The organism is Flavobacterium movens (genome assembly GCF_039581425.1).
Lineage (GTDB): Bacteria > Bacteroidota > Bacteroidia > Flavobacteriales > Flavobacteriaceae > Flavobacterium > Flavobacterium luteolum.
Window position 1 is genome coordinate 206,812 of sequence record NZ_JBCPXY010000010.1, and the last position, 14,229, is coordinate 221,040.

At 35.7% G+C, this 14,229-nt stretch carries 13 protein-coding genes; 2 read left to right on the plus strand and 11 right to left on the minus strand.

All coding sequences use genetic code 11. The annotated features are described in order from the left end of the window. Window positions 1–24 precede the first annotated feature (24 nt). From AAYQ05_RS17800 to AAYQ05_RS17850, 11 genes are all read right to left on the minus strand, one after another. The gene (locus AAYQ05_RS17800) at window positions 25–723 is read right to left on the minus strand and encodes a hypothetical protein (protein ID WP_343544733.1); all 699 of its coding nucleotides are present in this window, start codon (window positions 721–723) and stop codon (window positions 25–27) included. Between the two features lie 7 nt (window positions 724–730). Next, window positions 731–1,528, minus strand: coding sequence for an urease accessory protein UreD (locus tag AAYQ05_RS17805; RefSeq protein WP_343544734.1), 798 nt, complete (start codon window positions 1,526–1,528; stop codon window positions 731–733). A gap of 4 nt (window positions 1,529–1,532) precedes the next feature. After that, on the minus strand, window positions 1,533–2,171 hold the full coding sequence (gene ureG, locus AAYQ05_RS17810) for an urease accessory protein UreG (RefSeq protein ID WP_144213159.1): 639 nt from the start codon (window positions 2,169–2,171) through the stop codon (window positions 1,533–1,535). Window positions 2,172–2,224: 53 nt separating this feature from the next. After that, a complete protein-coding gene (locus tag AAYQ05_RS17815; RefSeq protein WP_343544745.1) occupies window positions 2,225–2,914 on the minus strand; it encodes an urease accessory protein UreF in 690 nt (229 codons plus the stop codon). Window position 2,915: 1 nt separating this feature from the next. Further along, window positions 2,916–3,419 carry an urease accessory protein UreE gene (gene ureE / locus AAYQ05_RS17820; protein ID WP_343544735.1) on the minus strand — a complete coding sequence of 168 codons (504 nt, stop codon included), beginning with the start codon at window positions 3,417–3,419 and terminating at the stop codon, window positions 2,916–2,918. Beyond that, window positions 3,419–4,006, minus strand: a complete 588-nt coding sequence (locus tag AAYQ05_RS17825; protein WP_343544736.1) for a hypothetical protein — start codon at window positions 4,004–4,006, stop codon at window positions 3,419–3,421. The genes ureE and AAYQ05_RS17825 overlap by 1 nt, the downstream gene beginning before the upstream one ends. 77 nt (window positions 4,007–4,083) lie before the next feature. Next, complete coding sequence (gene ureC, locus AAYQ05_RS17830; RefSeq protein WP_343544737.1) at window positions 4,084–5,805, minus strand: urease subunit alpha; 1,722 nt, start codon at window positions 5,803–5,805, stop codon at window positions 4,084–4,086. Then, the gene (gene ureB / locus AAYQ05_RS17835; RefSeq protein WP_343544738.1) at window positions 5,802–6,173 is read right to left on the minus strand and encodes an urease subunit beta; all 372 of its coding nucleotides are present in this window, start codon (window positions 6,171–6,173) and stop codon (window positions 5,802–5,804) included. Before ureB ends, ureC begins: the two co-directional genes overlap by 4 nt. A 16-nt stretch (window positions 6,174–6,189) precedes the next feature. Continuing rightward, window positions 6,190–6,492: an urease subunit gamma gene (gene ureA / locus AAYQ05_RS17840; RefSeq protein WP_111376010.1), complete on the minus strand. Its 303-nt coding sequence runs from the start codon at window positions 6,490–6,492 to the stop codon at window positions 6,190–6,192. Window positions 6,493–6,827: 335 nt separating this feature from the next. Continuing rightward, the gene (locus tag AAYQ05_RS17845) at window positions 6,828–7,217 is read right to left on the minus strand and encodes a hypothetical protein (RefSeq protein WP_343544739.1); all 390 of its coding nucleotides are present in this window, start codon (window positions 7,215–7,217) and stop codon (window positions 6,828–6,830) included. 206 nt (window positions 7,218–7,423) lie between these two features. After that, the gene (locus AAYQ05_RS17850; protein ID WP_343544740.1) at window positions 7,424–7,876 is read right to left on the minus strand and encodes a GNAT family N-acetyltransferase; all 453 of its coding nucleotides are present in this window, start codon (window positions 7,874–7,876) and stop codon (window positions 7,424–7,426) included. Window positions 7,877–8,285: 409 nt separating this feature from the next. Here AAYQ05_RS17850 and AAYQ05_RS17855 point away from each other — a divergent pair, with 409 nt between their 5' ends. Together AAYQ05_RS17855 and AAYQ05_RS17860 are read left to right on the plus strand one after the other, a co-directional pair. Next, window positions 8,286–11,678 carry a SusC/RagA family TonB-linked outer membrane protein gene (locus AAYQ05_RS17855; RefSeq protein WP_343544741.1) on the plus strand — a complete coding sequence of 1,131 codons (3,393 nt, stop codon included), beginning with the start codon at window positions 8,286–8,288 and terminating at the stop codon, window positions 11,676–11,678. A 12-nt stretch (window positions 11,679–11,690) separates the two neighbouring features. Beyond that, on the plus strand, window positions 11,691–13,694 hold the full coding sequence (locus tag AAYQ05_RS17860) for a RagB/SusD family nutrient uptake outer membrane protein (protein WP_343544743.1): 2,004 nt from the start codon (window positions 11,691–11,693) through the stop codon (window positions 13,692–13,694). Window positions 13,695–14,229 lie beyond the last annotated feature (535 nt).

The window sequence follows — 14,229 nt, forward strand, 5'->3', positions numbered from 1 at the left end:
TTCTAGAAATAAAAATTAATTGAATTACCAGCCTAAAAAGACCATCCCGACGCCACATGCTAAAACTACCGCTCCGCTAATTGCTGGCGTATAACGTTCGAGCTTTTCTGTTTTGAAAAAAGAATACCCATATACTCCTAAAAGCACCATACCAAGCATAGTTAAAACTGTGCTTAATGTGAAAACACTAATAATTGTGGAAATTTCGCCAACAGAACGATTCAATCCTGAATAGAACAGCAAAGGAATTAGCGGTTCGCTTGGGCCCATCACAAAAATGGCAAACAAAACCAAAGGCGTTACTTTTACTCGATTCGTGGGCATAACTACTTCTCCATGTTTATGCGAAAACACAAATACATCTTCTCCCATTACGTCAAAGTGTTTGTGCGCTTTGTTTTTGTAAGCAGCCCAAAGTCCATAGACAAGATAAATTGCACCAAATAACAGCAACGCCCAGCTTGCAATATTGCCTCTAAAATCTTGGAAAAATGTAATTTTATTGATTTGCCATCCTAAGAAAACTCCAATAAATCCTAAAACTACCGAGCTCAGAATATGTCCGAAACCGCAAACTATTGTAAGCATAATGGTCTTAGACATACTCCACTTTCGAGATCTGGATAAAACAATAAATGGCAAATAATGATCAGGTCCCGAAGCCGTATGAAAAAAGCTGATACTGATCGCTGTAATTGATAATGCTATTAAATTTGAATCCATAATCTGCTTAAATTTGTATTACTGCTTTTTCTTCCCAAAGCACATCCTGCACTTTTCTAAAGAAATCAAACATTTGCTCTCCTCCATGTCCTAGAATTCTAATGGCAAAACCATTTGATTCTAATTCACTGATTCCAAATGCTACATTTTCCAATCCTTCCAATTCTTTAAAAAAGAATTCGATATTCTCCTTCACATCTTCATTCCTTGTGTTTAGATAAACAAAAGTTCCTTGATGTGTAAAGCCTTCCAATAAACCCATAGCCGATAAAGGCATAATATCTGGTCTTAATAGAACATTGTCTTTTAAAACCAGTCTATCGTGATGAAAAACTTCTAAAAGGTTTTGAAAATGAGCATACTTAAAAGTTTCTCCGTGATGCTTACGTCCACAGGTAATAATTTCGCTTATTGTCAAGTCACAATCATCTTCAAGTTGAATTTTATTATGACTTTTAAATGTTGAATCTTCATGAGGCACGACAGGATGAGGAACATACGAGAAAGAAGTTCCTTTTTCCATTTTGACATTCATGATCTGTGAAGCACTCCCATCCATATTAAACAATCGCTGATAAGATTGTGACTGCAACTGCAAACGAGCATTTTCTTTTACATTCACCTGTATATCGTAAACGTCACCGCTTAAAATTCCAGGCGATGAACTCATAATCATCAAATACGAAGCTCCATCAGATTTATACTGTCCAACAGGCATAATCCTGAAGGGCTGTGTCACGTATGCATCTCTTAAAAATGATTCCCCATCCCTTTCTTCTACTTCTATTTTTAGGGTACTTACCATTTGATTAACGAACTAAATTTGGTTCTTCAATATCTTCTAACAATGCATATTTCTTGATCCATCCAATAACTTCATCAATTCCTTCAGTAGATCTAAGGTTTGAGAATACAAATGGCGCGCCTTTTCTCATTCTACGTGCATCGTTCTCCATCACTTCTAAACTTGCTCCAACGTAAGGCGCTAAGTCAATTTTATTAATCAAAAGCAAATCAGATCTTGTAATACCAGGTCCGCCTTTACGAGGAATTTTTTCTCCTTCTGCCACGTCAATTACGAAAATCGTAACATCGGCCAAGTCTGGTGAAAAAGTTGCAGAAAGGTTATCTCCACCGCTTTCAATTAGAATTAATTCGATGTCCGGAAAGCGAGAAACCAATTCATCTACCGCTTCTAAATTCATACTTGCATCTTCACGAATTGCTGTGTGAGGACAACCTCCCGTTTCTACTCCAATGATTTTTTCTTTTGGTAAAAGACTATTTTTTACCATAAATTCGGCATCTTCTTTAGTATAGATGTCATTGGTGATTACGCCTAAATTATAATCGTTTAGCATTTTTCGGCTTAAACGTTCTAACAATGCAGTTTTTCCTGATCCTACAGGTCCTGCCACTCCTACTTTTACATATTTTCTAGTTTCCATTTTCTTTATTTCTTTATTTTTTTAAGTCTTTTCTCTTTATTCTTTTCTCTTTGTTACGACATGTACAATCTTGAATAAAGTCTTTCGTGCTGCATGCAGCGAATATCAAACGCAATGCTGCAAAGACCAACAAGTTCTCTGTCGATTGTTAGTGTTTCTTTTGCTAATTTTTTAATCAGCGGTTGTAATTCGAATAAAACATCTTGTCCATCTAATTGTCCCAGAGGTACAAGCTTTACCGAATTGGTAATCATTCCGATAGCGGCATTGTAATAGAATGCGAATAAAGCTTCGTCAAGCGGAATTTCCAATAACTGAGCATACAATCCAAAAGCGATACAATAGTGGGCAGTCGCTTCTTTATTTGCTATTGCACGTTCATAACCATCAATAAGGTCAAAAGCTTTCTGTCTTCTGAAAATCTTAATTAATCGAATTCCCAACTTCTGACTTGCCTCACGTATTTCACGCGGACTCTTTAAAGCGCTGCATTCTTGATCTAGTTTTATGATCGTTTCCAAATCATTATTTGCAGCCGCTACATAAGCTAATTTCAAGAAAGATGCATCATTGTATTTAATGTTATACATTAACATGTTTGATACAAACTCTTTTGCCGAAGCCACAGAATTTACCGCTTCATCTTGAACATAAGTCTCCAAACCATTAGAGTGTGTATATCCTCCAATTGGCAAAGTAGGATCTGCTAAATGCAGAAGACTTCCTAAATAGGTGTTTTCTATATTAGTCATTTGAAGAAGCCATGTTTAGGATTTTTGTAAAAAGAGACGAATTTCCGTGACCATGAGGTGCTACATTTGATTTTAACAAATGCAAAAGTTTTATCTCTTGTTTTTCTGGTGCATAACCACTCGCTTCCAACCATCTAAACATTGGCATTTCAAAAGGCATCATAATCTGATCATTCTGAATAAATAATGGAAGATGTTTATTTCCAATTTCATAGCAAATTGTCCCCATTTCTAATAAAGACGAAGGTGTCATTACAATCGCTTCGCAAGGTTTAATGTTTACAACAATTGCTTTTTTATCATCTTGATAAAGAATATCATCTTGATTCAATCGCTGTCCTTCCTGAATAAACTTAATCGCAATTTCAACCCCTGAATTTGTTCGCTTGCGCTGAATTCTCTTAGTAGTTTCAAACCATTCAATTTCCAGCAGATCAATCTCAAGACCTTCTGTTGAATGTGTTTTTGAATTACCTATTATCTGTTGTATAATCATTATTTCATTCTTTTAAAAGAGATATTCTTTGAAACGCCAAGCCCTAATGTTGAGCCATTTATTCCTGCAACAAATGTTCGATTACTGGTTTTATTTGCGTCATTTCCTGTCGTGTTTTCATATGATAATTCACAGAATTTGGCTTTTAGCGCCCAGCCATGACCAAGAAATACGGCAACAATTGGATAGATTCTTCCTAGATAACCATTATAGCTATAAGAACCTGGAGTATTCATAAGTGTATTTCCCCATACATAATGTGCGTCAGCCTGAGCAATGATGGCAAAGTGATCTCCAATATTCCAAGAATCACTATAAAAAGGACCAATTTCATGTTTAGAGTCGGTAAGATTTCCTGCTGCGTTTTTCTCTTGATCAAAAGCAAAATTCATCCCTGCAACAACGTGATCATTAAAAAAATATCCTACTCCAATTGGGTTTGCACCAAAACTACTTCCTGTATTATTATTGTCATTATAAGTTAAAGAACCATAAAGCATTAAAGATCCCTTCTGTGCATGAACCGTTGTAAGACTGGCACATACTAAGAGAAGAATTAAACCCAAATTTATTTTCCAATTTTTCATAAAATTCTTTTGATTTTTGTTTCTAATCTTACTGCGACAAAATAAATTGTCACAGTAAGAAGTAGAATTTTTATTGATTAAAACAAATAGTATAGTTGTGCTAACGGAAGTTTATCCACTGGTTCGCAAGTGATTTTTTCTCCATTGATTGTTACGGTATAGTTTTCAGCATTTACCATAATCTCTGGAGTTGCATTATTGTGAATCATATCAGCCTTGCCAATGTTTCGGCAATTTGAAACTGCTAGTAACTTCTTTTCCAAACCATATTCTTCGGCAATATTATTATCGATACCAGCTTGAGAAACAAAGGTGAACACCGTTTTAGTTAATGCTTTACCATAAGCTCCAAACATATTACGCATAATAATAGGTTGTGGTGTTGGAATAGAAGCATTAGCATCCCCCATTTTGCTTGCGGCAATAAAACCTCCTTTTACGATAATTTCTGGCTTAACTCCAAATAATGAAGGTTTCCAAATTACCAAGTCAGCAATTTTACCTGCTTCTATAGATCCAACATAATTAGAAATTCCGTGCGCAATCGCAGGGTTGATTGTGTATTTAGACACATATCTTTTTGCACGATAGTTGTCGTTTTTGTTTGCTGCATCTTCAGCCAAATAGCCTTTTTGTATTTTCATCTTATCTGCCGTTTGCCAAGTACGTGTAATTACTTCACCTACACGTCCCATAGCCTGCGAATCTGAACTCATGATACTGAATACTCCCATATCTTGAAGTACATCTTCTGCCGCAATAGTTTCTGGTCGAATACGTGAATCGGCAAAAGCCACATCTTCTGGTATTTTTGGGCTTAAGTGATGACAAACCATTAACATATCTAAATGTTCATCAATTGTATTTGTTGTGTAAGGTCTTGTTGGATTTGTAGATGCTGGCAATACATTTGGATACATTGCGGCCTTAATAATATCTGGTGCGTGTCCTCCACCTGCTCCCTCGGTATGGAATGTATGAATAACACGTCCTGCGATAGCATTCATGGTATCTTCAAGAAACCCAGCTTCGTTAAGCGTATCGGTGTGAATTGCTACTTGCACATCATATTTGTCTGCTGCTTTTAGAGAAGCGTCGATCACAGCAGGAGTTGCTCCCCAATCTTCGTGGATTTTTACTCCTAATGCTCCAGCTTCAATTTGTTCTTCAATTGGAGCCTCTGTAGCAACATTTCCTTTTCCGAAGAAACCAACATTTACAGGAAATGCTTCTGCAGCTTGCAACATTCTTTTAATGTTGTGTTTTCCAGGTGTTACAGTTGTTGCATTTGTTCCGTCAGCAGGGCCAGTTCCACCGCCTATCATGGTTGTAATACCACTATACAAAGCAGTTTCGATTTGAGTAGGGCTGATAAAGTGAATGTGTGTATCAATCCCGCCGGCTGTAACAATATACCCATGTCCGCCATGAACTTCTGTTGAAGCTCCGATAATCATACCAGGAGTAATATTGTCCATAGTATCTGGATTTCCAGCTCTACCAACGCCAACAATTTTTCCATCTTTAATACCAATATCCCCTTTTACAATTCCCCAGTGGTCAATAACTGTAGCACCAGTAATTACAAAATCGAGAACACCTTCATCACGTAAAGCAGTCGAAGATTGACACATTCCATCTCTAACTGTTTTTCCTCCTCCAAATTTTGCTTCGTCTCCATAAGAAGAGAAATCTTTTTCAATTTCGATAATAAGATTTGTATCTCCTAAACGTATTTGATCACCTACAGTTGGACCAAAAATACTTGTATAATTTTTTCTAGTTACTTCTAAACTCATGATTTCACATTTTTAAATTCGGCTTCTTTTAAACGTTCTAATGCAACAGCTTTGTTATGTGGAGATAAGTCTCCGTCTACTAAGTTGTTGTGTCCAAAAAGTCGCTGGTTTCCGCCAAATTGAGTTAATTCAACTTCTTTCTCTTCTCCTGGCTCAAATCTTACTGCTGTACTGGCAATAATATTTAATCGCATTCCGAATGCTTTTTCTCTGTCAAAAGACATCATTCTGTTCACTTCAAAAAAATGAAAATGTGAACCTACTTGGATTGGTCTGTCTCCAGTATTTGTAACTTTTATTGTTAACGTTTCACGGCTATCATTACAAATAATAGGACTGTCTTTTAGTATAATCTCTCCTGGAATCATTGCTGTTTTTTTAGGGTTATCGCACAGGATTGTGCACTGTTACTAATTTGGTTCCATCTGGAAATGTAGCTTCAATCTGTATATCATGAATCATTTCCGCGACTCCTTCCATCACATCTTCTTTACGAAGCAGTGTCGCGCCATATTGCATTAATTCGGCTACGGTCTTTCCATCTCGTGCACGTTCCATCAATTCACTGCTGATAAGAGCAATAGTTTCAGGATAATTTAATTTTAAGCCACGGGCTTTTCTTTTTTGTGCTAATTCGCCAGCTGCATGTAGCATTAGCTTCTCAACTTCTCTTGGTGTTAAATGCATAATAAAATATTTTGGGTTATGAATATAGAGATCCGCATAACTGATCTCTTTTTTTAGATCAATAATGATTTCTTTAGATGGATAAAAATGGATTAAAGTCATGGCAATAACTGCCACTCCAAATAGGATTCTACTTGGACAAATCTAGTGGTATCTTTTTTTAGGAGGATCTGCGCCTGTCTTATTTGCTGAAAAATGTAATGACTACTTGTGGGATTAAGTGTCTCTTCATTCATGTGTTAAAATATGGGCACGTTTTTCCTCTCATGATAAAATCTATGCTTTACCATGAATACAACGCGCTAAATTTTAATTAAGCAGCTAGTAAGAAAAAGTTAAATGTGGATTTTCAGGCTGTGAAATAGGATATTTCGTGACATGTTTCTAAAAGGAATTATGTTTCGTTCCCATAATCCCTGACTGTTCAATTTTATATTTTCTATATAAACAAAACAGTCATCCTTTAAATTCTTGAAATTTAAATTAAACGGAGAAGCAGGCAAAGAACTGCTGCATTTTTCCGTTTCAGAAGTATTCTCCAGTACAACAAATTTTAGCTCATCAGAATCTGAAAGCGCTTTATTTACAATAATCTTATTTGGAGTTACTGTTTTTACTGATTCAGTTGCTGTATCATTGTATGCTTTCTTTACAATAGAATTGCTATAACTATTAGAAATAGTTAAAAGGCAAATTTGTAAGAATAAAATGTAAGCTAACTTCATCGAGAAGATTTCAATTATTAGAGAATTGTTCCTTATACACGCAAAATTAGTGGAGTTGAAACACAATTGAGTAGCACAAATCTTGACTTTTCTGTTCCAAATTTACAAATAACAGAAATTTAACACTCTTTTATTGGGTTTACAAATTAGCAGAAATTGACGTTTAATCTTGCGTTACAAAACTTAGATATGAAAAATTATTACAATCAATCTAATTCCATATCAAATATTTTTTGCTCTTTCGTTTCTACAAAACCAATTTTATCATAAAATAAATGGGCTTCTCTGCGAAGAGCATTGCATCTTACTCGTATTTTATGGCTTCTTTTCAATTGAGCCCATTCTATTAGTTTTTTAACCAAAATTTCGCCAATTCCGTTTCTACGATATTTTTCATCTACTATAAGTCCTCCAATTTCTACAAAAGGATCAGACTCAACACTAAGAGAGTAAAAACCATGAATCCAACCAATAATATTTTCATTATCGAGAATTACTAAAACACAATTATCATCATTCTTTAAAATTTGGCTAAGACGATGCTCTGTTTTCTCAATTGCAGATTTATAACCTAATTGACTAGATAATTCGTCAATCAATTTAGCATCATTCAATTCTGCTTGTCTTAAAAACAATTTTATGTTTCTTTTATCTTCCATTACTGTTAAATTATATAGTGTTATTTAATTACAAAGTAATAATAAAAAAATATTATTGTCATTTCTTCAAATTGACACAAATGTCTTTTAAGTATTTAAAACTTCTTGTTTTAATCTTTATGTGATTAATTTACTGTAAATCACAAAATATTATTAGAAGCTATTTTTATCAAAACAATTTATTCTTATTTTTTTCATACTTTTTTTACATAAAATATTTTTTACTTCTTAAAAAGTCACTAAAATATATTTTCAGGACATTATTACACCTAAAAATGTATTTTATTTCTCCTTCCAAAAATCATTATTAGTCAATTTTGCACACGAAATTACTGAAGACCTCCATATAAAACCATGTTATAGGTAATTTCCAAAACTAACTATTCAATTAACCAAATTACCAACCGAAATGACAAATTTTAACAGGATTAAAATGGGGCCTAACGGTGTATCTGGATTTAGTTCGAAAACAAAATTGATACTATTCTGTGTCTTGTTTTCTTTATCCCAAATCCACGGATATGCTCTTAGTTCCAAAGGCGTGGCGAAAACGCAAAATGTACAACAACAAAAAAACATTACCGGACAGGTCAATGATGAAACTGGTATGCCGCTACCAGGTGTGACTATTTTAGAAAAAGGAAGTAAAAATGCTGTCTTAACAGATTTTGACGGGAAATTTTCTTTAAAAGTAGAAAATGAAAATGCCGTATTAGTATTCTCTTTCATGGGTTATAAGAATATTGAAGTTTCCGTAAAAGGAAAAACTACCGTAAATATAAAAATGCAAAGAGCAACAGCTTCACTAGAAGAAGTTGTGGTTGTAGGATACGGTAAAATGAAGAAAAAGGATTTAACTGGAGCAATTACTCAGGTTTCTCCTGATAGATTAGTCAACCAAAATCCAAAGACCGTTCAGGATATCTTAAGAGGAACTCCAGGTGTGCGAGTAGCTTATGATCCTTCGGCAAAAGGAGGCGGAAAAATACAAATTCGCGGACAGACTTCTATATATACAGCCAGTACGAATAAGGATGATAAAAGTGGTCCTCACAACGCTCCATTAATTATTCTTGACGGAATGCAGTTTTATGGTGAATTATCAGAAATTAATCCTGACGATATTGCACAGCTAGACATTCTAAAAGATGCGTCGGCATCATCTGTTTACGGATCGAGAGCGGCAGCAGGGGTTATTCTTATTTCAACCAAAAAAGGTAAAACAGGAAAACCGATGGTTAATTTTACTACGAACACAACCATTAGCAACAAAAGCGCTTATCGTACCGTATATTCTCCAGAAGGTTACTTAAAATACCGCGAAGATTGGGAAACTGCTCAAACCTACGGCGTTAATCCTGCTACAGGACAATACGAAGCTTTTATAGCTGGAACAGTTGCAAATGGCAGACCTGGGTATTTTTCAAATCCAAATGATTTAGCCAAATGGGGCATTACAGAAGCACAATGGTTAGCGTATCAGCCGGCTTCTCAAACAAATGGAAAAAGCAGCAAAGAGGTATGGGGAAATCGCTTAGGGTTAAATTTTGATCCTTCATTGATGGCAAATTTTTTAGCAGACAAAACACACGATTGGAGGGATAGTTCTTTTAGAACAGGAATTAATCATGATAACAATTTGAGCATTTCTGGAGCAAGCGATAGAGTAAATTATTATATGTCTTTTGGCTATTTAACTTCAGAAGGAGCAATTGTTGGAAATGACTATAAATCTGCTCGTTCTAACATGAAAGTGGATGCCAAAGTTACAGATTGGCTTGACCTTGGATTAAACGTAAATTTCCAAGATCGATCAGATGGAGATGTTACGCCTTCCCTAGACACTCGTTCTGGATTCAATAATATGATGAGAACCAGTCCATTTGGAACCTTTATAGATGCAAATGGCAAATACGAGAGACAGCCAATGGGGAAAAATGTTTCTGGACAAAATTATAACTATTACTACGAGCGCCAATTTATTGATAAAGAGACAGGATATGTAACCTTAAATACCATTTTTAATGCAAAGGTAACTTTACCATTAGGTATTACATATTCATTTAATATTGCTCCTCGTTATCAATTTTTTCATGACCGTTATTTCAAATCAACACAAAATCCAAACTTTCCTGCAGCTACCAATGGGGTAAACAGAAACAATGCGACAAGATTTGATTATAACCTGAATAATACCATAACATGGGATTATACAATTGCTGAAAAACATCACTTTATCGCCACTTTTGTTCAGGAAGCTGAAGAACGACGTTATTGGTCAGATGAGACAGATGCATATAATATTCAGCCTTCAGATGCTTTAGGATTTCACTACGTGAATACGGCAACAATGGCCAATAGTGCTATTAGATCAAATGACACACATGAAACAGCAGATGCATTAATGGCTAGACTTTTCTATTCTTTTGATAACCGTTATATGCTTACAGCCACCATACGTCGTGACGGATATTCGGCATTTGGTGCTGCAAAACCTTATGCAGTTTTCCCATCTTTTGGAGTTTCATGGAGTTTTAAAAATGAAAAATGGTTTAACTGGGATGCAATGAGTACTGGTAAATTGCGTATATCTTGGGGAAAGAATGGAAACAGAGCGCTTGAGAATCCATACATATCATTGGCAAACTTGGTAAATACGGGAACAATGGGATATCTAGATGCTTCAGGAAAAGCGCTAGAAATTAAGTATTTATCTCTTGATCGTATGGCGAATCCACATCTTGAATGGGAAAAAACAGCCGCAACAAATATTGGTCTTGACATAGGCTTCTTACAGGATCGTATTACTGCTACTTTAGACGTGTACAGGTCATCTACTCGTGATATGATTATGAACCAATCTTTACCAGGATTTACCGGTTTTTCATCGATTGCTACTAATCTTGGAGAGGTACAAAACCGCGGTGTTGAGTTGAGCCTTAACACTCTTAACATGAAAAAGCCAAACTTTGAGTGGCGTACTACATTTGGAATTTCTTATAACGAGAATAAAATTGTGTCATTGTATGGTAACATGGTAGATACTAAAGATGCTAACGGTAATGTCATCGGGAAAAAAGAAGGAGATGATTCTGCTAATGGATGGTTTATAGGTAAGCCAATCACTTTAATTTGGGATTACAGAGTAACCGGAATCTGGCAGAAAGATGAATGGAAAGAAGCTCAAAAGTACGGACAGCGTCCTGGAGATCCAAAAGTGGCAAACAGCTATACAGGAGATGATGTAGATGCGGTTGATGCAGATGGACAGCCTTATAAAAAAGCAGTTTATAATGAAAAAGACAAACAATTTTTAGGAAATTCAAACCCTCCGGTACAATGGATGCTACGTAATGATTTTAAAATTTATAAAAATTGGGATTTGGGTATCAGCATGTATTCTAATATGGGTGGCAAATCACTTGATTCAAATTACATGAACACTTTCAATGATTCAAGTTTGTATAAATTCAACTTCAATCCATATTTAAATCCATATTGGACACTTGATAACCCAACAAATGAGTGGGCACGTCTTGATGCTAAAGGACCTGCTGGAACTCCTGCTGCGCCAGGAAGACTATACGACCGTAGTTTTATTCGTCTAGACAATATTTCTTTAGCCTATACTCTTCCAAGAGATCTTATGGACAAAGTGCATATTAAAAGTATAAAAATCTATGCTTCAGTTCAAAACGTAGCAACTTGGGCTGCATCTAAAGAATGGAAATATTATGGAGATCCAGAAACAGGAGGATTAGCTACGAGACAGTTTAATTTAGGTTTTAATTTCCAACTTTAAAATTATTCAACAATGAAAAAATATATAAAAAATAGCATTTCAAGACTAGTGCCTTTTGTATTATTGGCAGCGCTTTCTAGTTCTTGTTCAAAAGATTTTCTCGAAGCAGATCCGCTTTCATTCTACGAACCAGAAACTACATTTTCTACAGAAGCGGGCTTACAGGCAACTTTAGCATTGTGCGATAAACAATTGCGCAATAACTATATTCACTTTGGCTATTCTGGTGTTAGTGTGCCAATTGGTACAGAGTATCTTTTCTCTGACATGGCACAATATGGAAAAACAGATACAGGAAGTAATATTGCTGATTATGCTAATACTATTGTTCCTACAGGAGATTATAGAAGAGATGCAGGTGGAGAACATATTTATCTTGGGTTCCTTTGGACTGAAGCTTATACGGGTATTAAAAATGCAAATACTGTATTAACCTATATTGACAAAGTGACAACTTTAACAGAAGATGTTAAACGTAAATATATCGGGCAAGCTTATTTTCATAGAGCATACCGTTATCTTAACTTAGTATACCAATTTGGAGACATTCCTTTGATTACTAAAATTTTAGAAGTTCCAAAACAGAGCTATTATTCTACTAAAAAAGAAGCTATTATCGAAATGATTACGGCAGATATGGAAAAAGCTGTGGAATGGGTTCCAGAACAGGCAAAAATTGGATATGTTGGAATGATTAGCAAAGGTGCTTGCCGTCAGTTATTAATTAAATGCTATTTGGCATCTGGAAGATTTGCTGATGCTGAAGCACAAGCTAATATTTTGATTAATCAATCTGGTTATACTTTGGTACAAGGCAATTTAGGAATTTTTGATCCAGGAGGAAATCCTACTGCATGGCCTATTACAAGAAATGTAATCTGGGACTTGCACAGACCGGAGAATAAAGTAATTGCTGCAAACACTGAAGCTATTTTAATAGCTCCAAATGGAGGAGCACAATCATTTTTAGCATTTTCTTCAATGAGAATTTTTGGGCCAAACTGGAATGATGCCAACTTAATTACTCCAGATGGTAAAACAGCAGCGCCTCGTTTTCCATCGAATGATAAAACAAACTATAATGTAAAATATGATTACCAAAGAGCAATCGGACGCGGTATTGGTACCATCAGTGGCTCGTATTATTCACAGCATCCAATGTGGGTTGTTAATGGTGTTGAAGACAAAGTAGATCTTAGACATAATAGTACAGTTGGTAACTGGGTAAATATGGAAGACCTTAAATATGCTCCTGGGGCTGGCGGAAGTGCAACATGGGCTGGGCAAAACTTCAGAATGAAGGATGCTACAGGTAAATTATTAGCACAAGATTCAATTCGTGATTGGTATGATTTCCCTCATTACAAAATCTTCTATCACGATGTTGTAGCCGAAGCAAATCCAGCAGCAAATGATTTCCAGGGAGCTACTGCAGGTGCAAGTGCTCATATGTATATTTATCGCTTAGCCGAAACGTATTTATTGCGCGCCGAAGCACGTTTTTATCAAGGCAATGTTTCTGGAGCTGCTCAAGATGTAAATGTAGTGAGAACAAGAGCTAAAGCTTCTCAAATGTACACAACAGTAACTATTGGTGATATTTGCGCTGAAAGAGGAAGAGAACTTTATATGGAAGAATGGAGAAATGTAGAGTTAAAACGTATTTCGCACTGTCTGGCTCTAAGTGGAAAAGCAGATGAATGGGGAAATACTTACAATAAAGACACTTGGGATAAACAATCAGGAAAAGATGCAACTGGTGGAAGCTACTGGTGGCAGCGTATTGTTCATTATACTCTTTACAATAAATATCCAGCAGGTATTGCTATTAAACCAGGAGTAAAATTTTATTCTATGGATAAGCGAAATAATTATTGGCCAATTCCCTACAAACTTGCAATAGAACCTAATATCAAAGGTCAATTAAGTCAAAATTTTGGTTATGACGGATATGATGCAGGAGTAAAAGTTTGGGATAAATGGCAAGATGCTGTTGCGGACGAAAGCAAAATTTAATTTTTTTGATTTTTATTTACTATCAAAAAAAATCAAAGCGAATGACTCTGAACTTTTAATAGTAAAACAAATCTAAAAGCACCCAATAAAAAAGGGCAAAAATGTTAATCAATAACATTTTTGCCCTTTTCTTTTACTCCATACTTCCTTACCGTTTACTTCAAGATTTATAAATGAACTCTCTACTATTCATTAAGGCCAAACATATCATGATACAATAATTAGAAACTAAAAAATAAGTTTCGTTCGTCATACAAATCATAGTGCTTTTCAGGTAGCATTCAATAAAACTGCTTTCCAATAGCCGACTATAACCGCCAACAATTGACTATAATTTAACACTTATGGACTTTACAATTCAGATGCTTATGGCGTTTCCCTGCGGGCCGCGCTGTCCGCTGTATCTTTTGCGGGGGAAGGATAATGGCGAAAGAGGCTTTTAGGTGTCCCGCAAAAGGATGCCGCTTCCATCGCTAACGCGGCATACCGCCTATGAGCGGCTATTGTCTTCTGCCGGGGCAGGCTTCTTTTCCAA

Excerpts from the sequence above, each read along its gene's own strand:
- AAYQ05_RS17855 (WP_343544741.1), top strand. The coding sequence starts at position 8,286 with ATGACAAATTTTAACAGGATTAAAATGGGGCCTAACGGTGTATCTGGA.
- AAYQ05_RS17860 (WP_343544743.1), top strand. The coding sequence starts at position 11,691 with ATGAAAAAATATATAAAAAATAGCATTTCAAGACTAGTGCCTTTTGTA.
- AAYQ05_RS17850 (WP_343544740.1), bottom strand. The coding sequence starts at position 7,876 with ATGGAAGATAAAAGAAACATAAAATTGTTTTTAAGACAAGCAGAATTG.
- ureB (WP_343544738.1), bottom strand. The coding sequence starts at position 6,173 with ATGATTCCAGGAGAGATTATACTAAAAGACAGTCCTATTATTTGTAAT.
- ureA (WP_111376010.1), bottom strand. The coding sequence starts at position 6,492 with ATGCATTTAACACCAAGAGAAGTTGAGAAGCTAATGCTACATGCAGCT.
- ureC (WP_343544737.1), bottom strand. The coding sequence starts at position 5,805 with ATGAGTTTAGAAGTAACTAGAAAAAATTATACAAGTATTTTTGGTCCA.
- ureG (WP_144213159.1), bottom strand. The coding sequence starts at position 2,171 with ATGGAAACTAGAAAATATGTAAAAGTAGGAGTGGCAGGACCTGTAGGA.
- ureE (WP_343544735.1), bottom strand. The coding sequence starts at position 3,419 with ATGATTATACAACAGATAATAGGTAATTCAAAAACACATTCAACAGAA.
- AAYQ05_RS17845 (WP_343544739.1), bottom strand. The coding sequence starts at position 7,217 with ATGAAGTTAGCTTACATTTTATTCTTACAAATTTGCCTTTTAACTATT.
- AAYQ05_RS17805 (WP_343544734.1), bottom strand. The coding sequence starts at position 1,528 with ATGGTAAGTACCCTAAAAATAGAAGTAGAAGAAAGGGATGGGGAATCA.
- AAYQ05_RS17800 (WP_343544733.1), bottom strand. The coding sequence starts at position 723 with ATGGATTCAAATTTAATAGCATTATCAATTACAGCGATCAGTATCAGC.
- AAYQ05_RS17825 (WP_343544736.1), bottom strand. The coding sequence starts at position 4,006 with ATGAAAAATTGGAAAATAAATTTGGGTTTAATTCTTCTCTTAGTATGT.